Genomic DNA, 25,591 nt, shown 5'->3' on the forward strand with positions numbered 1-25,591 from the left:
GGTGAGCGAGCTAGAGCAGCGGATCAAAGGCCTGTCGTCCCAGGAGCTCAAGGCGCTCGTCGCGAAGCTGAAGGGACAACGCCCGTCCGGAGGCGGCGCGGCGGCGGGGCCGCAGCGGACCGGGACGCGGTCGAGGTTCCCCCTGTCGTTCGCGCAGCAGCGGCTCTGGTTCCTGTACCGGTACGCGCCCGACAGCCCTGCCTACAACCTCCACGGGGCCGCGCGGCTCCGGGGCTCGCTCGACGCGGCGGCGCTCGAGCGGGCGATCGCGCTCCTCGTGGAGCGGCACGAGATCTTGCGGACGCGCTTCGGCGAGGACGCCGAGGAGGCCTACCAGGAGGTGCTGCCGCCGTCCGGCGTCGCCGTGGCGGTCACGGATCTCTCCTCGATGGATCCGGCGGCGCGCGAGCGCGAGCTCGCCCTCCGGTGCGCAGAGATCGCCCATGCGCCCTTCGTCCTGGAGCGAGGCGACCTCCTCCGGACAGCCCTCTTTCGCCTGACCGCAGAGGAGCACGTCCTGCTCATGGCGACTCACCACATCGCCAGCGATCACTGGAGCTGGGGCGTGCTGCTCCGGGACCTCGCCGCGCTCTACAACGAGCTCGTCGCGGGGCGCGCCCCGCGGCTGGCCGAGCTGCCCGTCCGGTACGGCGATCACGCCGTCTGGCAGCGGAGCCAGTGGAGCCAGGAGCGCCTTCAACGGGCGCTCGCGTACTGGAAGGAGCGGCTGCGCGGCGCGCCGGCGCTCCTCGAGCTTCCGCTGGACCGGCCGCGCCCGGCCTCGCAGGCGCACCGGGGGGCGAAGGCGTCGCTCGCGCTGTCACCGCGGCTCAGCGCGGCGGTGAAGGCGCTGTGCCAGCGGGAGGGCGTCACCCTCTTCATGGCGCTCCTCGCCGCGTACCAGATCCTCCTCTGTCGCGTCACGCAGAAGCTCGACGTCGTCGTCGGGTCGCCCGTCGCCGGGCGGACGCGGCGGGAGATCGAGCCGCTCGCCGGGATGTTCGTCAACAACCTCGCGCTCCGCGCCGACCTCTCGGACGACCCCAGCTTCGTCGAGCTGCTCCGCCGCACGAAGCGCGGCGTGCTCGACGCCTTCGCGCACGACGATCTGCCGTTCGAGCTGCTCGTGGAGGCGCTGCAACCCGAGCGGAGCACGTCCCACGCGGCGCTGTTCCAGACCCTGTTCATCCTGCAGACCGCGGCGGCCGATCTGCCGGCCTTCACGGGGCTCACGCTCGAGCCGATCGAGGTGCCGGTGACGACGTCGAAGTTCGACTGGACCGTCGAGGCCTGGGACCGCCCGCAGGGCCTCCGGCTCGATCTGGAGTACGACACCGACCTGTTCCGCGGCGACACGGCCGAGCGGATGCTCAGGAGCTATGAAGCGCTCCTGCGCGCGGCGGCCGCGCGCCCCGACACGCGCGTGCTCCACCTGCCGGTCGTGCACGAGGACGACGCGCTGCGCCTCGAGCAATGGAACCGGACAGAGCGACCTTTTCCCGAGGAGCTCTGCGTCCACGAGCTCTTCGAGCGGCAGGCGCGGCGCCACCCGGAGCGCGTCGCGCTCTCGTTCGGTGAGGGCGAGATCACGTACGGAGAGCTCGACGGCGCCTCGGCCCGCCTCGCGCGCCGGCTGCGCGCGATGGGCGTCGGCCCGGACGTCCCAGTGGCGATCTGCATGGAGCGATCGATCGCTCTCGTCATCGGGTTGCTCGCGATCCTGAGATCGGGCGGCGCCTACGTACCCCTGGATCCCGCGCTGCCGGGCGAGCGCATCGCCTATATCCTGCGCGACGTCGGGGCCGCCGTCCTGCTCACGCAGCGCGCGCTGCGGCTCCCGCTCGCCGGCGAGCCGCAGAGGACGGCGTTCTTCGAGGATCTCGCCGCGGATTCCGGCCTGGCCGAGGAGCCGCTCCCGGCGCCGCCCTGCAGCCGGAACCTCGCCTACATCATCTATACGTCAGGCTCGACCGGGCACCCCAAAGGGGTGCAAGTCGAGCACCGCAGCGTCGTGAACTTCCTTGAGGCGATGCGGGAAAGCCCCGGCCTCGACGCCGGCGACGTGCTGCTGTCGGTGACCACGGCGTCCTTCGATATCTCCGTCCTGGAGCTGTTTCTGCCGCTGAGCATCGGCGGAAGGACGGTCCTCGTGACCGCCGCCGAAGCGCGGGACGGCGCCACGCTCCTGCGAGCGCTGGAAAGTTGGGGGGCGACGGTCATGCAAGCGACGCCGAGCACGTGGCGCCTCCTGCTCGCGGCGGGGTGGACGGGCAGCCCGCAGCTCCGCGCGCTGGCAGGCGGGGAGGCGCTGCCGCCGGACCTCGCCCGGGAGATCGGCGCGCGCGCCGGCTGCCTCTGGAACCTGTATGGCCCGACGGAGACGACCGTGTGGTCCGCCGCGGCGCGCGTCGACGATCCGGACAGGATCACCCTGGGATCCCCGATCGTCAACACGCGCATCTACCTCCTGGACGAGCGGCGCGAGCGGCTCCCGATCGGCGTGGCCGGGGAGCTGTACATCGGCGGAGCGGGCCTGGCCCGCGGGTATCACGGCCGGCCTGACCTGACCCGGGAGCGGTTCGTGGAAGACCCGTTCTCGCCGGCGCCGGGCGCGCGGATGTACCGCACCGGCGACCTGGCGCGCATCACGCACGACGGGCGGATCGAGTTCCTCGGCCGGATCGATCATCAGGTGAAGATCCGCGGCTTCCGCGTCGAGCTCGGCGAGATCGAGGCGACCGTGGCGCGCCACCCCGGCGTCAGCGAGTGCGTCTGCGCCGCGCACCGGGACGCGGTGGGCGAGGCGGTGCTCGTGGCCTATTACGTGCCCGCGGCGCAGCCGGTGAGCCCCGAGGCGCTCAGGGCGCACGCGCGCGCGTTCTTGCCCGAAGCCATGCTCCCGGCGCGCTTCGTCGAGCTGCCCCGGCTGCCGCAGACGCCGAACGGCAAGATCGACCGCAAGGCGCTCCCGGGCCTGGACGCGCTGGAGCGCGCGCCGGCGCGCGATCGGCAGGAGCCGGCGACCGAGATGGAGAGGCTCGTGGCCGCTGTCTGGGAAGAGCTCCTCGGGCGCGCGCCGGGCAGGACCGACCATTTCTTCGAGCTCGGGGGCCATTCGCTGCTCGCGATGCGCGCCGTCTCCCGCATCCGCGAGCGCGCCGGCGCCGAGGTGCCGCTCCGGTGGCTGTTCGACACGCCGGCGCTCGCCGATCTGGCGCAGCGGATCGAGCAGCTCGCGCGCCCGTCGGCGCGTCCGGCGCTGCGCCGGCGTGACCCGGGCGGGGTGATCCCGCTGTCCTACGCGCAGACGCGGCTCTGGTTTTTGGACCGGCTGGCGCCCGGGACAGGGGCCTACAACGTCGGTGGTGCGGCCGAGATCGCGGGGCCTTTGTGCGTGCGCTCCCTGGAGCGCGCGATCCACGCCGTCATCGAGCGGCACGAGGCCCTCCGCACCGTGTTCCGCGTCGTGGACGGGGCTCCCGTCCAGATCGTCCAGCCGTCAGCGCGGCTCGACTTCGAGGAGATCGATCACCGGGCGCTCGCTCGGGACGCGCGCGAGGCGACGGCGCTCGCGCGGCTGCGGCGGATGGCCGGGCGCCCGTTCGACCTGGCCAGAGGCCCCCTGGTGCGGGCCGAGCTCGCGCAGATCGACGGCGAGCGGTACCTGTTCGCGTTCGCGATGCACCACATCGTGACGGACGGCTGGTCGCACGAGATCTTCGTGCGCGAGCTCGCCGCCGCCTATGAAGCGATCTCGGCGGGCGAGCGCCCGCGCTGGGAGCCGCTCCCGGTCCAGCACGGCGACCACGCGGTCCACGAGCGGCAGCGCTGGGACGAGGCGGCGCGGGGCGAGGAGATCGCCTTCTGGAAGGCCGAGCTCGCGGGGGCCAGTCAAACGCTCGATCTCCCGACGGATCACCCTCGCCCCGCGGAGAAGCGGTATCAGGGGGCGCGGCGCCACTTCCGCTTCTCGCGAGCGCTGACCGAGGCCGTCGAGGACCTCGGCCGCAAGCACGGCGTGACGCCGTTCATGACCTTGATGGCCGGGTTCCTCGCGCTGCTCCACCGGCTCAGCGGGCAGGCGGACCTGCTCGTCGGGACGCCGATCGCGGGGCGTGATCACCGCGAGCTCGAGGGCGTCATCGGGTGCTTCGTCAACACCCTTGTCTTCCGCGGCGACCTCGGGGACGACCCGCCCTTCGGCGCGCTCCTCGCGCGGGTGCGCGGCACGGCGGTGCGCGTGTTCGCGCACGCCGACATCCCCTTCGAGCGGCTCGTCAACGCCGTTCGACCGGAGCGAGACCTCGGCCGGACTCCGCTGTTCCAGGTGATGTTCGCCTTCCAGCCCAAGGTGCCCGCGCCGGTCGCGCTGGGGCGGGCGCGGGTGACGCCGATCGACCTCGATCCGGGGACGTCGCAGTACGACATCACCCTGTCGATGCAGCACGACGGGGCGACCCTGAGCGGCCATATCGAGTACGACACGGCGCTGTTCGGCGAGGCGACGATCGCGCGCCACGCCGAGCTCCTCCAGCGCCTCCTCGCCGAGGCGGCGCGTGAGCCCGACACGAGGGTCTCGGCGCTCCTCCGCGGCGAGGCGCTCGGACCCGCGACGGCCGCGGCCGCGCGCCGGGCGCTCTCGGCGCCCGCGCTCCCGTTCGTGCGGAGCGACCTGGCAGGGGAGGCTCCTCGGCTCGTCCGCCGCGCCCGGCGCGTCGACGCCGGGCTCCTCCCCGGGCTCGAGGCGCGCGCCGCGCTCCTCGGCGTGGCCCCGGGCGCGGCCGTCGCCGCCGCCTTCGCGCAGGCGGTCGCCGCGTGGAGCACGTCGCCGCTGGCCGTCGTGGTCGGCGCGCCGGGCGAGCCGGCGAACGGAACGCTGTCCGTCTCCATCGGCGCGGGGAGCGGGCAGCTCGAGGTGAGCCGCGGCGGCGAGGCGCCGTTCGTCGACCTCGCCCGGGCCTTCAACGAGGCCATCGCGCTCGCCGCGCCCGGGACACGAGCGCCGGACGAAGCCGTGCGTCACCCCGGCGCGACGGCCGTCAGGCTGCACGTCTCTGGGCCCTTCCGACCCGAGGGAGGAGGACCAGGCACGCAGGCTCCCTGCATCGAGCACGCGATCCAGCAGGACGAGGGGGGCTTCGTGCTGAGCTTCGGCGCCGCCGACGATCTGTTCCCTGAAGGCCTCGCGGCGGATCTCCTGGAGGCGTACGAGGCGCTCCTGAGCCGCCTCTCCCGGGACGGCGCGCCCTGGACCAGCGCGGCGGCCATCGAGCTCCCGGAGCGGCAGCGCGCCGTCCGCGCCGGCGTCAACAGCGCCACCCGTGAGGTCTCGAGCGATCTCCTGCACAGCGGGTTCATGCGGCAAGCGGCGCTGCGGCCCGCTGCGCCGGCGGTCATCAGCCCCGAGCGGACGCTCACCTACGGAGAGCTCGATCGGAAGAGCAGCGCGCTCGCCCGGCGCCTTCGCGCGCTCGGAGCCCGACCGAACGCGCTCGTCGCGGTGGCCGCGGCGAAGGGGTGGGCGCAGATCGTGGCGATCCTGGCGGCCCTCAAATCGGGGGCGGCGTACCTGCCCGTCGATCCGGAGTGGCCCATCGAGCGTATCCGCGCGGTCCTGGAGCAGGGACAGGTGGAGATCGTCCTCACGCAGGAGCGCCTGGCCTCGTCGCTGGCCTGGCCCGAGGCCCCGCGCCTGATCGCGGTCGACGACGACGGCGCGTCCGCGCCGGAGGACGACAGCCCGGTCGCGGCGGTCCAGGGGCCGGACGATCTCGCCTATGTGCTGTTCACGTCGGGCTCGACGGGGAAGCCCAAGGGCGTGGCGCTCGATCACCGCGGCCCGCTGAACACGATCCTCGAGATCAACGAGCGCTTCCAGGTCTCTCCCTCCGATCGCGCCCTCGCGCTCTCCGCCGCTCACTTCGATCTCTCGGTGTACGACGTGTTCGGCCTGCTCGGCGCGGGAGGCGCCCTGGTGCTCCCCTCGCCCGAGGCGGCGCGGGATCCGGCGCACTGGCGGCAGCTCATCGAGACCCACCGGGTCACGGTCTGGAACTCGGTGCCCGCGCTGATGCAGATGTTCGTCGAGCACCTCGGCGGCGGTCCGCTGGCGTCCCCCTCGCTGCGCTGGGTCATCCTGAGCGGCGACTGGATCCCCGTGCCCCTGCCCGATCAGATCCGCCGCGCTTGCCCGGGGGCGCGGGTCATCGGGGCGGGGGGGCCGACGGAGACGTCGATCTGGTCGATCTTCTATCCCGTCGGAGAGGTGGACTCGGCCTGGAGGAGCATCCCTTACGGCAAGCCCCTCCCGAACCAGCGTGTCCACGTGCTCGACGAGCGCATGCGGCCGTGTCCCGACTGGGTCGCCGGCCGCATGTACGTCGGTGGGATCTGCCTCGCCCGCGGCTACTACAGGGATCCTGCGCAGACCGCGGAGCGCTTCCTCGAGCACCCGGAGACGGGCGAGCGGCTCTACTGGACAGGCGATCTCGGGCGATTCCTTCCGGACGGGAACATCGAGTTCATCGGACGGGAAGACTTCCAGGTGAAGATCCAGGGAAACCGCATCGAGCTCGGGGAGATCGAGGCCGCGCTGGCGCAGCATCCCGAGGTCGAGCAAGCCGTGGTGTGCGTGGAGTCGACCCCGGGCGGGGCCAGGCGCCTCGTCGCCTGCTACGTGGCGGAGCGGGGCGCCGCGCTCGAGCCTCGCGTCCTGGAGGAGGCCGTCGCCGCGAGGCTGCCGCAGTACATGGTGCCCAGCGCGTGGATCGCGCTGGAGCGCCTGCCGCTGACGGCCAACGGCAAGGTCGATCGGAGGGCGCTCCTCGAGCTCGCCGCGCAGCACCAGCAGGGGGCCAGCGCGGCCTACCGGGCGCCGTCGTCGGAGGCAGAGCGCCGGATGGCCGTGCTCTGGGCCGGCGTCCTCAAGCTGGATCGGGTGGGCGTGGACGACAATTTCTTCGCGCTCGGAGGGGATTCGCTCCTTGGCATTGCGCTGGTCGAGCGGGCGCGGGAGGCGGGGCTCGACGTCACGCCGAGGCAGCTCTTCCAGCACCAGACGATCGCGCGCCTGGCGGCCGCTTGCGCCTCCCCGGACCGCCCGGCGGTGGACGTGGAACCGGAGAATGGGGAGCGGCCGCTCACCGTCCTCCAGCGCTGGTATCTGGAGGAGGCCCGCGAGCGCACCCGCCCGGCGCGCTGGAACGTGAACCTGCTGCTGGAGGCCGTGGCGCCGCTCGATCTCGACAGGCTCGCGCGCGCTTCGCTGATCCTCGCAAACCGTCATGAGGCGCTCCGCGCGCGCTTCGAGGGCGCCCCGAGCGGCTTTCGCCAGGTGATCGACGCGCCGTGGGCCGAGGCGCCGTTCGCCTGCGTGGATCTGTCCGGGATCCCGGAGGATCGGCGCCCGGCCGAGCTCGAGCGGCATTGCGATCGCATGCAGGACGCGTACGAGCTCGAGCGCGGGCGGCTGTTCCGGATCGTCTTTTTCCGGTGGGACGAGCAGGGGCGAGGCCGGTTGTGGCTCAACGCGCACCACCTCGTCGTCGACTGGATGTCGATGATGATCGCCGCGCTCGATCTGCAATCCATCTACGATCAGCTCGCGACGACGGCCACGCCCCGCCTGCCGCCCACGGGCGTTTCGTCCGGCCGCTGGACGCGCGCGCTGGAGCGGTGGGTGAGCGATGAGATCCTGCCGAACGAGCGCGCCTACTGGCTCTCGCTGCCCTGGGACGAGATCGACCTCCTCCCGGCGGACCACCCGGCGACCCGCCATCTCTACACGGTGGAGTCGGTCCGCGATCACTGGGCGTCGCTCCCCGAGCAGGAGTCTCAGGTCATCTTGCGGGACTTGCCGGCGCGCTTCGGGGTGAGCACGGAGCACGCGCTCATCGCCGCGGTCCTCCGCGGCGTGACCGCCTGGACGGGCCGCGATTGGCAGGACATCATGGTCCTCTACTCGGGGCGTGATCTGATGCCCCATCACCCGGAGCTCGACGCGTCTCGCACGGTGGGCTGGCTGAGCGCCGAGCGGGTGCTCGTGCTCCGGCGCCCGATCCAGCAAGAGCCCCTCGCGGCGCTGCTCGATACGAGCCGGCAGATCGATCGCATCCCGAGCGGGGGCCATGGCTACAACCTCCTCAAGTACCTGGGAGGCGACGCCCGGCTCAGCGCGGAGCTCGGGCGGCTCCGGAAGCGACCGGGGATCCTGTTCAATTACCAGGGGCGCGTCGAGCCGCCTGCGCAGGGCTCGATCCTCCGCATGGCGAGCGAGTCCACGGGCTACGACGAGGCGGCGACGAACCTGCGGTTCAACCTGTTCGAGTGCCACGTCCTCGTCCGCGGAGGGGCCCTGACGTTCCGGTGGCGCTACAGCGCGAACGTGCACGCGCCAGCGACCGCGCAGCGGGTCGCCGGCGACGTCATCGACGATCTGCGGGCGATCGCGCGCGCGTGCGGGTGAGCGGAGCCCGCGCACATGCGCGCGGCGGCGCGAGGGATGGATGGACACACCACGTTTGGATGAGCCCCTATGAAGACGTTCGCAATCCAGTTACCGGATCAGAGGGTCGTTCACGATCGCGTCCCCGACATGGCGAGGACGCTGCATCTCCAGGTGCAGGGCTACTTCAGGCCTCGCGTGCAGAGCCTCCTGGCCAGCGGGGAGGTGACCGTGATCGACGTCGGCGCGAACATCGGCCTCTTCGCGCTCGAGGTGCTGAAGCGGACCGACGGGCGGGCGCGGATCCACTGCTTCGAGCCGATCCCCGAGACCTTCGAGCTCCTCCGGATGAACCTGGGATCGTCTGCATCAGAGCGCGTGCGCCTGCACCGCGCGGGTCTGGGCCGGGCCGCGGGCACAGCGACGTTCCACTACGCGCCACGCCAGGGCGCCATCTCGAGCATGTACGACATGATGGCGAGCGACGACAAGCAGGCCACGCTCGCGGCTATCTACGACGAACGGATCCGGGAGAAGCACCACGCGGATCTGCCGGCCTACATGAAGCACCTCCCGCGCGCGGTGAACTCGCTGCTCATCGACGGTCATGCCTGGTGGATGAGGCGCGGCATGAGGCGAGTGGAGTGCGAGCTCGCGACGCTGTCCGAGCTCATCGAACGGGAGGAGATCGGGCAGATCGACCTGCTCAAGATCGACGCCGAGAAGGCCGAGATCGACGTGCTGGAGGGAATTCGCCCCGGCGACTGGGGGAGGATCCGGGCGGTCGTCCTCGAGCTGCACGACTTCGGCGGGAGAGGCGAGCGCGTCCGGCGGATGCTGCGCGATCACGGGTTCGAGGTGGAGACCGACCAGATCTGCCCCGAGGACGTGATCATCACCATGGCGGGATACCGTTAGAATGCAGGGGAGCGCCGTCCGCGGGGCGCTCGGCGGCGCCCCCCCTCCTCCGCCGTCAATCGCCGGTGGCAGGCAGCAGCCGCACCACGCGCTGCGACCACAGCTCGATCAGCTCGGCGATCACCGCCTCCCGATCCTCCACCCCGTCGAGCAGCTCGCGGAGCCGCTTCCGGCCGTCGGCCCGCCACAGGACCTCGAACGTCTCGGCGGAGACCGGGGTTCGGGCGTCATTGTAGGTCGTGACGATCGCGCGCTCGACCTCGTAGCCGCCCGGCGTGGGCCCTCGCAGCGAGAGCAGCTTCACGAAGGTCGGAAACGAGGGCACGAGCTCCGCATAAGCCGACAGCGGCGCGGGCTTCTTGTGGACGAGGTGGTCGCCGACGACGAGCTTGTCGAGCCGCGTCGTCAGAAAACAGGTCACGCAGTCGTCGACCGAATCGACGATCGGCTCGGCGTTGTTGTTGAACGACGTGTTGAGCACCACCGGCACGCCGGTGAGGTCGCCGAAGGCCCGGATGAGCTGCCAGAAGCGCGGGTTCGTGCGCCTGGAGACCGTCTGAACCCGCGCGGTCCCGTCCACGTGCGTGACAGCGCCGAGCTGCTGTCGCTTCTGTTCGTGGACTGGCATGGTGAAGATCATGAAAGGCATGGCCTCCGCGCCGCCGAGATCGAAATAGTCGCGCGCGTCCTCCTCCGTCACCGCGGGCGCGAAGGGCCGGAACTCCTCGCGCTTCTTCACCATGGCGTTGATGATGTCCTTGTTCGCCGCCGGCCTGGGATCCGCCAGGATGCTGCGGTTGCCGAGCGCGCGGGGGCCGAACTCGGACCGGCCCTGCGCCCACCCGATCACGCTGCCCGCCGCGAGCAGCTCGGCGGCGGCCTTCGGCGCGTCGGCGAGCTCCTCGACACGGATGAAATCGCGCCACGCGTCGAGCGCTCTCCGGACCTCGCCCCGCTCGCCGATGTGCCTTCCCCAGTACAGGTGGTTCATCGCGGGCGGCCGCCGCGCCGGGGCCTTTCGCGCGTGCACGGCCATGGCGGAGCCGAGCGCACAGCCGGCGTCGTGCGCGGCCGGCTGGACGAACACCCGCTCGAACAGCCCGGAGCGGAGGATCTTCCCGTTCAAGGTGCAGTTGTGCGCGACGCCGCCCGCGAAGCAGAGGCTCACCTGCCCGGTCTCGCGCTGGAAGTGCCGCAGGCAATGGAAGACGATGGTCTCGAGCGCCTCCTGGAGCGAGGCGGCGATGTCCTTGTGGTCCTGCGTGATCGGCTCCCGCGGCGCGCGCGGCCGGATCGCGTCGTGGAGATCGACGACCTTGTCGAAGTCGATGGCCCATGCGCCCTCCGGGAGCAGCGTGAACATCGCCTGGAACTGCGCCCGGTACCTGCGCGGATCGCCGTACGGGGCGAGCCCCATCACCTTGTACTCGTCGAACAGCGAGAATCCGAGGAACCGTATCACCTCGACGTAGAAATTGCCCAGCGAGTCCCGCTCCGGGATGTCTCTCAACGAGTGAAGCTCTCCGCCGGAGCCGACGGAGACGGATCCCGACTCGCCGTCGCCACAGCCGTCGAGCGTCAGGACGAGGCTGCTCTCGTACCCCGAGCCGATCAGGGCGCTCATCGCGTGGGCCGTGTGATGCTTCACGAACTGGATGCGCTCGGGCTCCACGTCGACGCCGAACTCCGCGAGCACAAGGCGCCTCATGACGTCTTTCGCCGTGCGCAGCTCGGGGCCTCTGGAGAAGAGCCCGCGCTTCACCTGGGCGTTGCACCAGTCTTCGCTGATGTAAAAGCAGAGGTAGTCGACCTCGTCGACGCGGAGCCCCCGGCTCTCCAGGCAGAAGCGGGCCGCCTGGAAGGGCGCCTTGTTCGAGTGCTTGAGGCGATTCAGCCGCTCCTGCTCGATCGCCGCGACGACCTCGCCGTCCTCGAGGAGGACGGCGGCGCCGTCATGCGACGTCGCCGCATTGAATGCTGGTCTCGGATAACCGATATGGTCCGGCTCGTGGCCTCCGCTGATTCCAAGGATTCGCATGAATGGAGGGTAGCCTTCGAATGCGATAAGTAAAGCTCGCTCACCGGCAAATTGACGCGCTGACGGGGCGTTCAATGCGAGATTCGAGCGGCGCGATCGACGCGTCGAACGGGGCTGCTTTCATTTTGTAGGAAGCAATCTGTACGACGAGGTCGCAGGCTGGCGTCGATGTCGCCGAACCACGATTGTTCGACGTTCGGTCGTTTCGATTCGGCTATCTTCGGGCTGCTCGCCGCGCGTCAGGGGCGACGAGAAGGGAGCCGAGCTCGATGATCATCCGAAACATGTGGAGCGCGCTTTTCGCCGTGTCGCTCGCGGCCGCGAGCGCCGTGGGCTGTGAGGGGGACGACTCGCCGATCTCCCCGGAAGGGGCGTCCGGAGCCGGGGGCGGCGCGGGCAGCGAGAGCACTTCGGCCGGCAGTTCGAGCGGCGGCGGCGCTACGAGCGGCAGCGGCGCTACGAGCGGCGGCGGCGCGGGCTCGTCGGGCGTGACGGGCGGCGGCTCGGACGGCGCGGGCGGCGGCGGGGGCGGGAGCGCGACGCCGAGCGCGGGCTGCGGAAACGCGCCGAGCCAGGCGCTCAACGAGTGGGTCGAGCAGCCCGCGAAGAGCATCGCGTCGGTCGAGCGACATTGGTGGGTGCGATTGCCCGTGGGCTACGAGCCGACGCGCGCGTATCCCGTCGTCTTCATGTTCCACGGCTGCTCGAGCGAGACGAACAATGTCCCGATGCAGAACGTGACCGGCGACGACGCGATCCTGGTGCGCGGCGCCGGCGTCTCCGACGGCGTTTGCTGGGACGCCTCGTCGAACGGACCGGATCTGACCTTCTTCGATGAGATGCTGGCGGACGTGCTCGCGAACACCTGCGCGGACACGTCGCGCGTGTTCGCGGCGGGCTACAGCAGCGGCTCCTGGCTCATCAACATGCTCGAGTGCAAGCGCGGCGACAAACTCCGCGCGACCGGCACGGTCTCGGGCGGCACGCCGGGCACGCCGCGCGATTGCGTCGGGCGGGTGGCGCGCATCTTCATCCATGACGCGGACGACAAGGACAACACGATCGACCGCAATCACGCCGAGCGCGATCGCCTCCTCGAGCTGAACCATTGCGACGCCGCGACCGCGCCGGTGCCGGAGGACCCCGCGCCTTGCGCTCGTTATCAGGGCTGCGACGCGGGCTATCCGGTGATCTGGTGCGAGACGAGCGGCAAGGGCCACGACCGGCAAGACGCGCTCGCGCCCGGCGCCTTCTGGGGCCTGTTCTCGGAGCTCTGACGGGCGCGCCCGGCGCGCGGAGGCGAACTCCCGATCATGCTTTGACCGGCGCCTCGGGATCCCTCACGCGCCTGCCGCCGCCGCGGCCTCGATCAGCGCTGGCTCCAGCACACCCGCTCGGTGGCCGAGGCCTCTCGCCCCGGAGGGCTCGTGCGCCCGCCAGAGATCCATCATCCGGCGATACGCCCCGCCGCGGCGGAGGAGCGCCGCGGGCGGGCCCTGCTCGACGACGCGCCCGCCCTCGATGACGACGACGCGGTCGGCGCGCAGGGTGGTGGAGAGCCGGTGCGCGATGAGCAGCGTGGTACGGCCCCGCGAGAGCCCCTCGATGGCCCGCTGCACCGCGGTCTCGCTCTCGATATCGAGGCTGCTCGTGGGCTCGTCGAGGATCACGACCGACGGGTCCTTGAGCAGCGTGCGCGCGATCGCGAGGCGCTGCCGCTCCCCGCCGGAGAGCGCCACGCCGCCGCGGCCGACGAGGGTCTGGTACCCGAGGGGGAGCCGCTCGATGAACTCCTCGGCGCAGGCGGCGCGCGCCGCGGCGTGGAGCGCCTCGCTCGTCGCGTCGGGCGAGCCATAGCGGAGGTTCGCCTCGATGGTGTCCTCGAAGAGGAACGGCTCCTGCGTGACGATGCCGAGCTTCCGCCGGAGCGCGCGCTGCGACAGCGCCCGGAGATCGAGCCCGTCGATGCGGATCGCCCCGGAGGTCGGATCGTGCAGCCGCAGGAGCAGATCGGCGAGCGTGCTCTTCCCGGCGCCGCTCGGGCCCACGACCGCCACGAACTCGCCGGCCCGGATCGAGAGCGAGACCCCGTCGATGACCGCCCGCCCGGCGGCGTGCTGGTAGCGGAAGCTCACCTGGTCGAGCTCGAGGTCGCCGCGGATGTGCTCCGGGCTCACGGCGCGCTCCGGATCGGCGACCGCGACCTCGGCGTCGAGCACGCCGAAGATCGCCGCCAGGCCGACCTCGGCGCGGCGCGCCGTCTCGTAGACGCCGAGGAGCGTCTGCGCAGGGCCATAGAGGCCGCCGACATAGCCGAGGAACGCGACGAGCGTTCCCACGCCGAGCTCCCCGCGGAGGACAAGGAGGCCCCCCACGCCGAGCAGCGCCACACGGCCGATGTTGACGCAGACGCTCCGGCCCGCGGAGAGCCGCGTCTGGAGGCGGATGCTCTGGAGCACCTCGCCCTGCGCCTCCTCGACGGAACGGATGAACCGGGCGTGCTCGTCCGCCTCGCGCGCGAACGCCTTGACCGTCTTGATGCCCGAGAGCACCTGCTGAAAGCGGTTGTAGATCCCGCACCAGCGGTCGAGCACCTCGCGCTCGCGCTCCACGAGGCGCGCGGTCGTCGCCCTGCCGAGAAGGAGCGGAGGCACGATGAACCCGACCGCGACCAGCGCGAGCAGCGGGCTCAGCCGGAGCATGATCCCGAGCGAGACCACGAGGTAGACGAGCGCGGGGAAGAGCTGGAACGCGACCGAAGCAAGGCAGTCCATGAGCGACGTGATGCCGCGATCGACCCGCGTCATCGTCTCTCCGACGCCCCTCTCCTGATGGTACGAGAGGGTCGAGCGCGGGCAGGCCGCCCGAGAGGAGCGTGAGCGCGAGGCACACGGAAAGTCGCGCGCGATGGGGGGATAGGTAATTCAGACTCCGGCGCAGGTCACGAATCAGGGATCGCTTCGCGGCCAATGCTCATTCTCGCCTCATCGCAGCGCAGGAGAAGGCGCCAGGCGCGGCCGGATACGAGCAGGGGATAGCCCTAGGCGCAACGGTCTTCTCTGCGCGTTCGAATGGAATCGTCGGTGTCCCAGGAGCCCACGGAGCCGAGGGATCACGGGAGTCCGGATCACACGCCGGCGCCGGGTCAGCGCGCCGGCGAGATGTCCACCACGCTCGCCGGATCCGTCACCGCGCCCGGCCCGAAGTGGAACTCGAGCGGCTCGTTGTCGAGCCATTGCGGAAGCAGGTTGTTGTAGAACGCGCTCTCGCGGTGGAGGTCCGACCCGCCGGGGAGCCCGAAGCGCATCTTCGGGCCCGCTGGATCCGCGTCGATGACGAGGCGGATCGACGGCCCGTTGGCGAAGGCGAAGCTGGGCTTCTTGCCGTCCGCCGGGAGCGCGCGCGATCTCGGGTTGGCGACATTGACGGTGAAGAGCCCGCCCGGCGCGGCATAAGGCCCGTCGTTGTACACGGCGAGGCCGAAGTTATCGAAGATGCTGCGGAGCGTGAGCGTGTGGACGCGGCCCCAGCGCCAGTCGTCCGCCGGGCCGATGACCGCGAGCGAGGCGGCCGCCTTCGCGAGCGCCCGGAGCAAGATGTCGTCCTGCGTCTCCGCCATGCCGTCGGTGGTCACGTCGTCCCAGAGCAGAGGGCCCGAGCTCAGGCGCGCCGGATCGCGCAGCGCGCGCGCCACGACGGTCAGCCCGAACCCGGGCGCATCGAGGCCCGCGGCCGCCGCCTCGTCGCCCAGCGCCTCGCTCACGATCGCATAGAACGTCGCGTGGAACGCCGTGCAGCCGATCGACTCGGCGGCGAGCGTCGCGTCGTCCACCTTCCCCGCGTCCACCGGATCGTGCCCGTCGAGCCCTGTCGGACACGTGTAATCCCAGGCGGCGAGCGCGTCGACGACCGCCTGCTCCTCGTCCGTCAACGTCGCCAGCTCCGCCGCCGAGAGCACGGCTGGCACGACGAAGCTGCCATAGAGCGAGTACGTGTCGCCTTGCATCGCCGTCATGGTGTCGGGCGAATGCGCGTCGCCGCCTGCGTCGAGCCGATCGAGGATCCGCTGCTGGCGCGTCCCGTCGGCCTTGCCCCACGCCTGGAGCGCGCCTTGCCCGTCGTTCGTGGGATCGCCGTCGGCTGTCGCGCCCGTCATGTCGCCGTTCGCCGTCGCGATCGCGGCCGCAGGCGGGTTGAGGAGCTGCGGCAGCTCGGCGAACGGGATCGGGTCGCCCCACTCGGCGCTTCCGTCACCCGGGAGCGGCAGCCACGCGGGCACCTCGGGCGACGCCCAGGGCCGCGCCGGCACCTTGCTGTACGGGAACCAGCCGATGTTGCCCTGGGTGTCGACGACGACGAAATTCTGGCTGACGAAGCTCGCCGCCTCGAGCCCCGTCCTGGCTTCGGCGACGCTTCCAGCGCGCCCGAGGGCGAAGAGCGCGTCGAGGTCCGTCCCGCCGTCGTGCCCGCGCCACCGGATGGTCACGGCGGTGCCGGCGTCCGCGTCCTCGCTCACGATGGGCCCGTGGTGCGGGACCCAGCGGAAGGTCTTCTCGATCGTCTCGCCGGAAGCCGCGTCCTTGAACGAGAACTTCTTCTCGACGATCGCCACGTCTTCCCCCTTGAAAGCGACCGACGCGCCGTCCCCGGTGAGCGTCTCCAGGTAAACGTCGGCCAGGTCGTAGTACGCGGTGGTCACGCCCCAGCCGATGGACTCGTTCTGTCCGATGATCACGCTCGGCATGCCCGGAATCGTGGCGCCGGCGACGTGGTATTCGCCGTCGCCCCGGCTCTTGGCGTCGATCTCGACGGGGAACCAGGTGCTGGGATTGCCGAGCAACAGGTGCGGATCGTTCGCCAGGATGGCGTGGCCGCTCTCGGTGCGGCTCGGACCGACAACCCAGTTGTTCGACCCGGCGTCGCCCGCCATCTTGCGCCGGCCGTCGCCGACCTTCGCCGCGCGCTCCGCCGCGCCCGTGAGGAGCGCCCGGTGCGGCGAGAGCCGCGACACGGCCACCGGCGCGAAGGGCCGCACGAGGTCCGCCGTCTGCGCGGCGGGCACGGTGGACGCGTCGAACACCGGCGCGGGCGAGAACAGATCGGCGGCGAGCGCCGCGTCGAACAGCGGTATCTGCGCCGCGAGCTCGAGCTCTCCCCCGCTGTTGTTCGAGAGGTCGTTGAGCACGTAGAGGCCGACGGCGGTGCTGTCTTCCGGCGTCCAGTCGCGGATCGCGTCCTTCACCATGAGCGCGAGGTTGTACTCGACGGTCAGCGTCGCGCCGTTCCTCTTGCTCCGCATGTCGGCGAGCCAGGCGTTCACGCCGCGCGCATACGCGTCCAGATGCCCTTTCACCTCCGGGCTCGCCTGCTCGTAGAGCACCCTCTCGAGCGGCTCGCCGTCGCGCGTCGTGAAGAAATGGCGGTTCCGATAGTCCTGCTCGAGCACCTGCGCGCCCGCCTTCACAAGCCCGCCGAGCGACCCCTCGACGAGGTTGCGGATGAAATCCATGAAGAAGAAGCGGTTCTGAGCGTGGAAGTAACCGAGCGCGGCGAAGCAGTCGTCGTCGGACGCGCACTCGAGGTGAAGGACCCCGAGCTCGTCGGTCACCGCCCGGACATCCCCGTCGAGATCGGGAATCGCCACGCCGCCGGGGTCCGATCCCCCTGCGCCGCCGCCCGCTGCTCCCCCGCCCCCCGCTGCTCCCCCGCCGCCTTCACCGCCATTGCCACTTGCCGCGCTGGACGGGGCTTCGCCGTCGTCGCCGCACGAAACGGCGGCCGCCGAAGCGGCAAAGACGAGCCCGAGAGCCAGCGAACCTAAACGAGCCGTACGCATCATCAGCGATACTCCTCCTGCCTTCGGGCGCACGATATCACGCGCCTCCGGCGGGAACGGCGAACAGTGCGCGTCGATGGCCTGCCGGAGCAGAGGGCGAGATCCAGCAGCGTCGACTCGGGAAGCGGGGCCCCCGGACCGCACCCGCGCGCCTCCGCCCGGAGGGAGCGCGCCCCCGCCGGAACGCCCCCGGCCCGGCCGGGGCGCGCGGCGTCGATCCGGGGGCGCGACGCCTGGTTCCCCTCGCCGCGATCTCGACTATGACGCCGGGCATGCGACGCCTCCTGCTCCCGCTCTCCCTCCCCGCCCTGACGCTCGCCGCCGCTTGCTCCGGCGCGCCCCCGGAGCCCGCCCAGCCGTTGCCTTCCCCGCGCGCGCACGACGGCCGCCCGCCCGCGGCCGCGGCGTCCCCCGCCGAGGCCGGAGCCGCGGCGCCCGCCGCCCCGGAGGCCGGCGCGCCCGCCGCCCAGACGGGGACGGCCGGCGGGGAGAGCGCCGCCGCCGAGGAGCAGGCGTGCCCGGCCGACATGAAGCTCGTCGAGGGCGAGTACTGCAGCGAGGTCGAGCACAGCTGCCTCCGCAGCTGGTACGACAAGTCGAACAAGAAGACGATCTGCGAGGAGTTCGCCCCCGCCCCGGCCCGCTGCACAGGCGACAAGACGAAGAAGCGCTATTGCATCGACACGTACGAGTGGCCGAACAAGAAGGGGGAGCGGCCCGAGGTGATGAACCGCTTCCACCAGGCGCAGGTCAAGTGCGCCGCCGTCGGCAAGCGCCTCTGCACCGAGTCGGAGTGGACGCTCGCCTGCGAGGGCCCCGAGATGAAGCCGTTCCCTTACGGGTACTCGCGCGACGCGACGAAGTGCAACGGCGACCACCTCTGGGACGATCCCGACATGAAGAAGGTCGCGAAGCGCGACCCGGGCGAGCTGGCCCGCCTCTGGAAAGGGGTGCGGAGCGGGTCACAGCCCGAGTGCATCAGCGACTATGGCGTCGCCGACCTGCCCGCGAACACCGACGAGGTGGTCGCGAGCGAGACGAGCGGCGGCTGGCGCGGCAAGTTCGACAGCGTCCACACCGGCGGCCCCTGGTACAAGGGCGTGCGCAACCAGTGCCGGCCGAAGATCTACACCCATGACGAGGGGTTCTATTATTACTTCCTGAGCTTCCGCTGCTGCGCCGAGCCCGACGGCAAGGCCACCGAGCCTCGGACGCCCCGGCAAGTCCAGGAGGGGTGGGACATGGCTCGCGTCGAGCGGATGGCGCAGTTCACGGTCGAGGAGATGCGCGGGAAGCTCGAGCTCAAGCAGCAGGGCAAGTGCGAGTGCAGGCCGACCGACATCCTGTGCAAGACGATGTGCGGCACGCTGCTCGGGCCGGGCGCGGTGGACGCGACACCGGGGGGCGGCGCGCCCGCTGCGCCAGCGGGCGGCGAGAAGAAGCGGTGAGCGGCGAGGCGCATGCCGGGCCTGCGATGCAGCGCGAAGGGGGCCGCCTCCACGCCGCTGCCCGCGGGCTCCGCTACATGCTGGCTTCCGTCAGCATCGCCACGACGCGCTCGATCGACCAGTAGCCTGCCATTGCGCCCATCGCATACACCACGCCGCGCCTCACGGTCGCTGGTTGCGTGGGGACGCGCGCGGCAAGGAGGCGCAGCGCGACCACCAGCGCGATCACGCCGAGCTGACCGAGCTCCACGCCCACGTTGAAGAACAGGAGCGCAATCGGCACATGCCTCTCCGGCAGCCCGATGTCGAGCAGCGACGACGCGAACCCGAGCCCGTGAAGCAGCCCGAAGGCGAACGTGACGGCCCATGGGGCCCGGCGGGTGAGCGAGTCGGTCGGCCGTATGCACTCGCCGCAGATCAGCACGATCGAGAGCGCGATGGCCGCTTCGACCGGCGGGGCCGGCAGCGTCAACCAGCCGAACACGGCGCAGGCCAGCGTCAGGCTGTGCGCGACCGTGAAGGCCGTGACGGCGCCGAGCAGCTTCCGGCCGCCGCGCACGAGCAGCGTGAGCGCGATGACGAAGAGGAGATGGTCGAACCCGGTCAGGATGTGCTCGACGCCGAGCCACGTGTAATCGACCATGATCGGCCGGAGCGCGCCGAGCCCGGCGGAGGCGGGAATACCGTAGACCGCCAGGCTCGGGTCGTTGCCGGTCAACACCCGGACAAGCCGGCTTCCATTCCGCCACTCGACAACCACCATCACGTTGGTCTCGGTCCCCTCGAGCCAGGGGAGCTCGATGGTGCCGACCAGGCCGTCGCGACCGCAGTCGAGAGCTGCTCCGTCGAGCTTGCAGGCCGGGGGGAACACGGCGGGCGTCGCGAGGTCGGCCTTCAGCGCGGACGAGCTCGCCTGCCAGCGCACGAGGAACCGCCCGTCGTGACCTTCGACCTCCGTCAGCGAAAGAAGCGCTGAGTTGAGCGCGTGGCCGGCCGCGGGGGCTGGCGCCAGAAGCAGGGCCAGCAAGAACGGCAGGAAACGAGCCAGCCGGAGCAGACGCGAACGATTCAAGGGCTCTCCTTGAACCTGTACTGCGCAAGGAGGGTTTTGACGAACTCGTCGACGGCTTCCTTCTTCCGTGCGGCGGTCCAGTCGAGGGTGAGGGTCGCGCGGATCGCCTCGCGGCTGGGCAGCCCCCCGCTTGTCTGGTTGACCCGCACGAGCAGCAGGCTGTCCTGGGTCTCCAGGGCCTGCCACGTGGCGAGCGGCGAGCTGCCGATGCTCTCGGAGACCGCGGGTCCGAACTTGGCTGCGAGTGAATCGCGGGTGAGGTTGCCACCCTCGATCGGACGACCGAGCGTTCGTGGGTCCGCGCCGTCGGCCAGCGCACGTCGATACGTCGACCGCTGCTCCTCTGCGGCCGGATCGCTCCTGGAGAAGGCCACGATCTCGAAATCGTACCGGAGCGGCGTTTCGTACTGGCTCCGGTGAGAAGCCAGCCACGCGTCCAGCTCTGCATCCGTCGGCTCCCGCGCCGCCATCGGCTGAGCCGCCCGTGTCCGCAGCCTCTCGGCCAGCGCGACCCGCACCGTCGCATCCTGCCGATCGAGCCCCTCCCTCAGCGCCTCACGGTAGAGCACCTCGTCCCGCTTCCACCCGTCGAGCGCCTCCGCCAGCTCAGCCGCCGTCGGCGCTCGCCCCATGGTGTCGCGGAACTGCCGTTCCAGGTCCGCCTTCAGCCCCGTGCTGACGACGATCTCCCTGGGATCGCCGGCGACGAGCCGGTGGCCGAGGAACAACAGCGCGCCGATGAAGAGGAAATGAAGGACCGGTTCGCGGAGCAACCGAGCGAAGCTCCCCATGGTTCTACCGCTGATGTCAGGCATGAGACGCGCTCTGGCTGGGGGAGAGGAGACCCAAACGCTCCGGAGACGTCAAGCCCCAGCTGCGGGGCCTGCCCCGGGTGAGATCGGCTCCGCCCGGAGCCGCGCCGGTGAACGGCGCGGGCTTCGGGCGGCTCGCGTCACGGCGAGAGCGTGACGGACTTCGCGTCGAGCGCCACTTCGTAGTAGCCCTGCGGATGCCACTTGAGCGCGGTGCCGTTCTGCTTGAGCGTGCCGCCGGTGACCGTCACGCGCACGTACTTGCCCGGCGGGAAGTTCTGGGGGAGCGTCCAGTTGTAGGTCGTGTCGTTCCCGTTCTTGGTGTTGGTGCCGTCGGTGATCGCCTTCTGGCCGCGCCAGTAGGCGCCGATGGTCTCCATGGTGCCGATCCACACGTCGCCGTAAGCCTTGACGGCCTTGACGTGATCGACCCAGGCCTGGAACGGGATGGGCTGATAGGCGCTGTCGTTGCCGCCGGTGAAGCCGTGGATGCAGAAGGTGCGCCACTTCTTGCCGCTTCGCGCGCTCGCGACCTCCGAGTCCATCTGCGCCTTGGAGGCGTTGGTCGGGGGAATGTAGGTGGGCAGCTGGAACGCATTGCTGTTGTCGTTCGGGCCGATCAGGGCGTTGGACACGCCGCGATTGATGAGGAAGCGCGACTGGGCGATGCTCGTGTACCCATTCGCGCCGTACGGAGCCGCCATCGTGTACGCGGTGATGCCGAACTTTTGCTTGATCCATTGCTGCGCGGAGTCCGTCGCGGAGCCGCCGGGGTCGTCCATCGCGTGGCTGGACGTGTGGTTGCCGATCTCGTGCCCGTCCATCTGCGCCTTTTGCCACACCGCGTTGTTCGCTTCGCTCTTGCCGGTCCAGACGTAGAAGGTGAACGGCACGCCGAGCGCGTTCATCGCATCGTAGTTCTGGATCTGCGTCTGGTTCGAGTCGTCGAAGCTGTACGTCACGGCGCCCGCGAAGCCGGCCCAGTCGATGACCTTGAACCCGCCGGCCGCGCCGCCCGGCTTCGGCACGTTGCCAGCGCCGGGCCCCGGCGGAAGGCCGGATTCGGGCGCCTCTCCTCCATCACCGCTACCGCCCGTTCCTGCTCCACCCGTTCCGCCCGTGCCGCCGGCGGGGTCCGAGCCGCCGCCACCGGCAGGGTCCGCGCCGCCCGTGCCGGCGGGGTTCGAGCCGCCGTCGCCCCCCCCGGCCGACGCCGAGGTCGCGCCGGGATCCCCGCCGCTGGAGGAGGAGCTTCCCGGCGTGCCGCCGCTGCTGCTGCTGCTCGTCGTCTGCTGGCCACCGGTGGTGCCGCCGCTGGTGGTGTCCTCCCCGTCATCGCCGCAGCCGCTGACGTGCAGCGTGCCCAGCAACAACATCGCACCGAGCGCCAAGGATGATGACGCAGGAAAATTCTCGAAGTGGAAGAATCGCGATGATTTGAGCATGGGGTGAGGATACAAAACCCCCGGAAGGCGCTCAAAGGATTATGCACGACGCACGCGCATCGACGCATCGCACGAATGGCTCACATGTTACCAAAAGTAGCGAGCGGCTCACACGTTACCAAAAGTAGCGAGCGGCTCACACGTTACCAAAAGTAGCGAGCGCCGCGTCAGCGAAGCGCTCCGCCGTATCTTTCTAGCCGCGCGGCGACCGCCGGAGCGTACCGGGCTTCGCGTCGGCCTCATGCGCAGCGCCGTCACCCTGACTCGCCGGGTGGTTTCCACCCCCGCCTGGACGATCGGCAAAGCAGGCGGGCGACCCCGAGTAGGCGGCCGGAGGAACCGCCCGCCGCGTGGGTCCAAGGGTCCGCTTCACGGATCCCCCTGGTGTCCGAGCAGCACGCGTCGACACCATCGATGCAAGCGCACGTCGTCGGTCGCGAACGACCAGCGGGCGGCGAGCCATCGCTCTGCAGGCTCGAACAGCGCGTCGAGGTGCTGGGCCAGCAGCCACTCCCGGGCGAGGCGTCGGTCGCGATCCGTGGCGGTCGTGGTGATGAACGGCGTGAGGTAGATGACGGCAGAGAGCGGATCGAGCCGAGCATCTCCCACGATGGGTAGGCCCCCGAAGTCGATCACGGCGCTGACCTCCTGGCCTTCGACCAGCACATTGCCTGGATAGAAGTCCATGTGCACGAAGCTCGGTCGCTCCGGCTCGGGCAGCGCGGCGGCCAGAGGCGCCGGATCGATGCCGTCGAACGCGCTCCCGGCGCAGGTCAGGCTCTTCCTTGCGCGCAGCTCGAGGTAAGAGCGGTAAGAGGGCGTCCGGATCGGCTCGGCTTCGCAGAGATCGCCGTACCAGGCAGCGCTCACGCGCAGGGCTCGCAGGCGCGTCGAGGCCTCGAGAAAGCGAATGATGAGCTGTTCCCGCTCGGCGCCGGCCGCCTCGCCGAGCACCTGCAAGAGGGGCCGCCCGGGCAACCGCGGCTCGAAGGTGATGAGGCGGCCGTGCAGCTCGGTCATCTCCAGGACACGCGGGATCGAGAATGGCACCGCGCTCGCGCCCTCGTGGAAGCCCTCGAGCAGCTGGGCTCGTCGAACGACCGTCTCCCGGACGGTCCCGGGATGGTGGACGCGCACGACCCGCTCGCTGCCCAGCGCGAACACGCAGGCTTCACCGCCGATGCCGAGCAGCGCATCCCGGGTCAGGCCGAGATGGCTCATCACCTGCAGCAGGGGGGCGTCGTCGTCGATGCTCATTCCGGGGTCCGCTGCGGGTGACTCGTGAGGAGGATATCGCTCTCCCCGGGGCCGCGCGCCCCTTAGAAGAAGGCTTTCAACAGGCCGATCGCGCCCTGTTTCCAGGGCACGCGATGGGTCACGCCCGAACGGCTCTCGAACTCGCTCCTGTGCGCCCGGTACCACTCGAGGTTGCGCACCAGCGCGTCCTTGTTCGAGTACTTCGGCGCGAAGCCGAGCACCCGCTCGGCCTTCTCGATCGACACGAACGAGTCCTTCGACGCCGTCTCGTAGACCCACTTGTAGAGCGGCGACACGCCCATCGCCTCGAGCGCGCGCAGGCCGAGCACCGCCGGCGCCGCCGGGAAGGGCACGATCTTCTTGCCCTTGCCCACCGCGTCGAGCACCGCCTGGTAGTCCTCACCCATGGTGGTGAAGTCCTTCGCGCCGATGTTGAAGGTGTCGTTGGCGATCGACGCGTCCTTCGTCATGCACAGATAGATCGCCTCGCAGAGATCGGCCACGTCGAGGAGCTGGTAGCGGTTCTTGCCGTCGCCGATCATGGGGAAGCCCTTGCCGTCGAGCGCCCAGTCATAGAGAAGGGCGAAGACCCCGAGCCGCTCCGGTCCGATGAAGGACTTGGGCCGGATGATGGGCACCACGAGCCCCCGGCCACGCTCCTCCAGGCACACGACCTCGGCCTGGATCTTGGCCTGCCCGTACGGGCCCACGCCGTCGAGCCGGTCGTCCTCGCAGAGCGGGTGGTGGTCGGGGATGCCGTACACGGCCGTCGAGGAGATATGAACCGCGCGCTCGGCGCCGTGGCGGCGCGCGGCGCTCATGACCACGCGCGTGCCGATCACGTCGGTCGTGTAGATCTCCTCCGCCGTGTACAGGGGCAGCGCGGCCGCTGTGTGCACGACAAAGTCATGCCCCTTCACCGCCTCGTCGACGACCGCCGCGTCACGGATATCCCCGCGCACCTCGCGGATGCTCGACCGCTCGGGGTAGTCGAAGTCCAGGAGGTCGAGCGACGTGACTTCATAACCGCGCTCGAGCAGGTGCCGTACCAGATTGATCCCGAGGAAGCCCGCGCCGCCCGTGACCAGGACCTTCTTCTTGCTCATCGTCTCACAACCTCGCTTCTGGGACAGGAATAAGGAGAGCCGCCGATGCTCACGCGCCGCGCGCCTCGATGATGGCCCGAGCCTCGGCCGGGTAGCGCTTGCACTCGAGCAGCGCCCCGAGCAGGAGCGGCGCCACGATGGTCGCGTCCGACTCGATCACGAACATGGGCGTGTCCTCGGTCAGCTTGTCCCAGGTGATCTTCTCGTTGGGCGTGGCGCCGGAGTACGAGCCGTAGGACGTCGTCGAGTCGGAGATCTGGCAGAAGTAGGCCCAGGGCCGGGCCGGCTCCTCGAGATCGTACTTGAGCGATGGCACCACGCAGATGGGGAAGTCCCCTGCGATGCCCCCGCCGATCTGGAAGAACCCCACGCCCGCGCCTGCGCTGAGCTCACGGTACTGGTCGTAGAGCTCGGCCATGTACTCGATGCCCGACTTCACGATGCTCGCGCTGCACTCGCCCCGCTTCACGTAGGACGCGAAGATGTTGCCGAAGGTCGAGTCCTCGTGGCCCGGGACGACCAGCGGCAGCCCGGCCTCCGCGGCGGCGAGCAACCAGCACTCCTCGGGCGGTCCGCGGTGGAGCGCGGGCTCGACCGCCCGGACCAGCTTGTAGAAGTACTCGTGCCAGAAATGGCGCTCGCCGCTCGCCGTCGCCCGCTCCCACATGGGGACGATGTGCTTCTCCACCGCGCGGAAGGCCTCGTCCTCGGGGATGCTTGTGTCGGTCACGCGCCGCATCCGGTTCTCGAGGATGCGCGTGTCGTCCTGCTTGGTGAAGTAACGGTAGTCGGGGAAGTCACGGTAGCCGTCGTGCGCCACGAGGCGAAACAGCGACTCCTCCAGGTTGGCGCCGGTCACGGACATGCCGTGGATCAGGCCGGCGCGGATGGCCGGCGCCAGCGTGATGCCGAGCTGGGCCGAAGACATCGCTCCGGCCACGGCCCAGAACATCTTCCCGCCGCGCTCGATGTGCTCCCAGTAGGCGAGGAGCGCGTCGCGCGTCGCGCGGGCGTTGAAATTCTTGTAGTTGCGAAGGACAAACGTGAGAAGGGGCAGCGTCGTGGCCCCCGACTTCGTCTCAACCATGTTTCGCCGAGCCTCAGCGACCACGAAGGTCGTCCCGGTGGTCTCGGGTCGCGCAGGCCACCAGGGACGCGCTACGGACCGGCGCAGGCCGGGCCGCCATCGCAACGTCGGGTGGCTTCGGGGGCACCG

13 protein-coding genes are annotated in these 25,591 nt (G+C 70.6%); 4 read left to right on the forward strand and 9 right to left on the reverse strand.

Annotated elements, in window-relative coordinates:
• Position 1 precedes the first annotated feature (1 nt).
• Positions 2 to 8,464 carry an amino acid adenylation domain-containing protein gene (locus WMF46_RS37185; protein ID WP_437981550.1) on the forward strand — a complete coding sequence of 2,821 codons (8,463 nt, stop codon included), beginning with the start codon at positions 2 to 4 and terminating at the stop codon, positions 8,462 to 8,464.
• Between the two features lie 69 nt (positions 8,465 to 8,533).
• Positions 8,534 to 9,361: an FkbM family methyltransferase gene (locus WMF46_RS37190; RefSeq protein ID WP_437981551.1), complete on the forward strand. Its 828-nt coding sequence runs from the start codon at positions 8,534 to 8,536 to the stop codon at positions 9,359 to 9,361.
• 55 nt (positions 9,362 to 9,416) lie between these two features.
• Here WMF46_RS37190 and WMF46_RS37195 read toward each other — a convergent pair whose 3' ends face one another.
• Positions 9,417 to 11,399: a carbamoyltransferase family protein gene (locus WMF46_RS37195; RefSeq protein WP_437981552.1), complete on the reverse strand. Its 1,983-nt coding sequence runs from the start codon at positions 11,397 to 11,399 to the stop codon at positions 9,417 to 9,419.
• A 284-nt stretch (positions 11,400 to 11,683) separates the two neighbouring features.
• Between WMF46_RS37195 and WMF46_RS37200 the strand changes: the two genes are divergently transcribed.
• The gene (locus WMF46_RS37200) at positions 11,684 to 12,676 is read left to right on the forward strand and encodes an alpha/beta hydrolase family esterase (protein ID WP_437981553.1); all 993 of its coding nucleotides are present in this window, start codon (positions 11,684 to 11,686) and stop codon (positions 12,674 to 12,676) included.
• A 63-nt stretch (positions 12,677 to 12,739) separates the two neighbouring features.
• Here WMF46_RS37200 and WMF46_RS37205 read toward each other — a convergent pair whose 3' ends face one another.
• Both WMF46_RS37205 and WMF46_RS37210 read right to left on the reverse strand, forming a co-directional pair.
• Complete coding sequence (locus tag WMF46_RS37205; RefSeq protein ID WP_437987982.1) at positions 12,740 to 14,323, reverse strand: ABC transporter ATP-binding protein; 1,584 nt, start codon at positions 14,321 to 14,323, stop codon at positions 12,740 to 12,742.
• A gap of 221 nt (positions 14,324 to 14,544) precedes the next feature.
• The gene (locus tag WMF46_RS37210; RefSeq protein WP_437981554.1) at positions 14,545 to 17,043 is read right to left on the reverse strand and encodes a penicillin acylase family protein; all 2,499 of its coding nucleotides are present in this window, start codon (positions 17,041 to 17,043) and stop codon (positions 14,545 to 14,547) included.
• A 464-nt stretch (positions 17,044 to 17,507) separates the two neighbouring features.
• Here WMF46_RS37210 and WMF46_RS37215 point away from each other — a divergent pair, with 464 nt between their 5' ends.
• Positions 17,508 to 18,683 carry an SUMF1/EgtB/PvdO family nonheme iron enzyme gene (locus tag WMF46_RS37215; RefSeq protein WP_437981555.1) on the forward strand — a complete coding sequence of 392 codons (1,176 nt, stop codon included), beginning with the start codon at positions 17,508 to 17,510 and terminating at the stop codon, positions 18,681 to 18,683.
• Between the two features lie 73 nt (positions 18,684 to 18,756).
• Here WMF46_RS37215 and WMF46_RS37220 read toward each other — a convergent pair whose 3' ends face one another.
• From WMF46_RS37220 to WMF46_RS37245, 6 genes are all read right to left on the reverse strand, one after another.
• Positions 18,757 to 19,755, reverse strand: coding sequence for a HupE/UreJ family protein (locus WMF46_RS37220; RefSeq protein ID WP_437981556.1), 999 nt, complete (start codon positions 19,753 to 19,755; stop codon positions 18,757 to 18,759).
• The gene (locus tag WMF46_RS37225) at positions 19,752 to 20,528 is read right to left on the reverse strand and encodes a hypothetical protein (RefSeq protein ID WP_437981557.1); all 777 of its coding nucleotides are present in this window, start codon (positions 20,526 to 20,528) and stop codon (positions 19,752 to 19,754) included. The genes WMF46_RS37220 and WMF46_RS37225 overlap by 4 nt, the downstream gene beginning before the upstream one ends.
• 179 nt (positions 20,529 to 20,707) lie before the next feature.
• Positions 20,708 to 21,943, reverse strand: coding sequence for a polysaccharide deacetylase family protein (locus WMF46_RS37230; RefSeq protein ID WP_437981558.1), 1,236 nt, complete (start codon positions 21,941 to 21,943; stop codon positions 20,708 to 20,710).
• A gap of 438 nt (positions 21,944 to 22,381) precedes the next feature.
• Complete coding sequence (locus WMF46_RS37235; RefSeq protein ID WP_437981559.1) at positions 22,382 to 23,269, reverse strand: phosphotransferase family protein; 888 nt, start codon at positions 23,267 to 23,269, stop codon at positions 22,382 to 22,384.
• A 62-nt stretch (positions 23,270 to 23,331) separates the two neighbouring features.
• Positions 23,332 to 24,375: an NAD-dependent epimerase/dehydratase family protein gene (locus WMF46_RS37240; protein ID WP_437981560.1), complete on the reverse strand. Its 1,044-nt coding sequence runs from the start codon at positions 24,373 to 24,375 to the stop codon at positions 23,332 to 23,334.
• Positions 24,376 to 24,424: 49 nt separating this feature from the next.
• A complete protein-coding gene (locus WMF46_RS37245; RefSeq protein WP_437981561.1) occupies positions 24,425 to 25,462 on the reverse strand; it encodes a deoxyhypusine synthase family protein in 1,038 nt (345 codons plus the stop codon).
• Between the last annotated feature and the right edge of the window lie 129 nt (positions 25,463 to 25,591).

The sequence above is a fragment of the Sorangium sp. So ce117 genome (genome assembly GCF_051524395.1).
Taxonomy (GTDB): domain Bacteria; phylum Myxococcota_A; class Polyangia; order Polyangiales; family Polyangiaceae; genus Sorangium; species Sorangium cellulosum_B.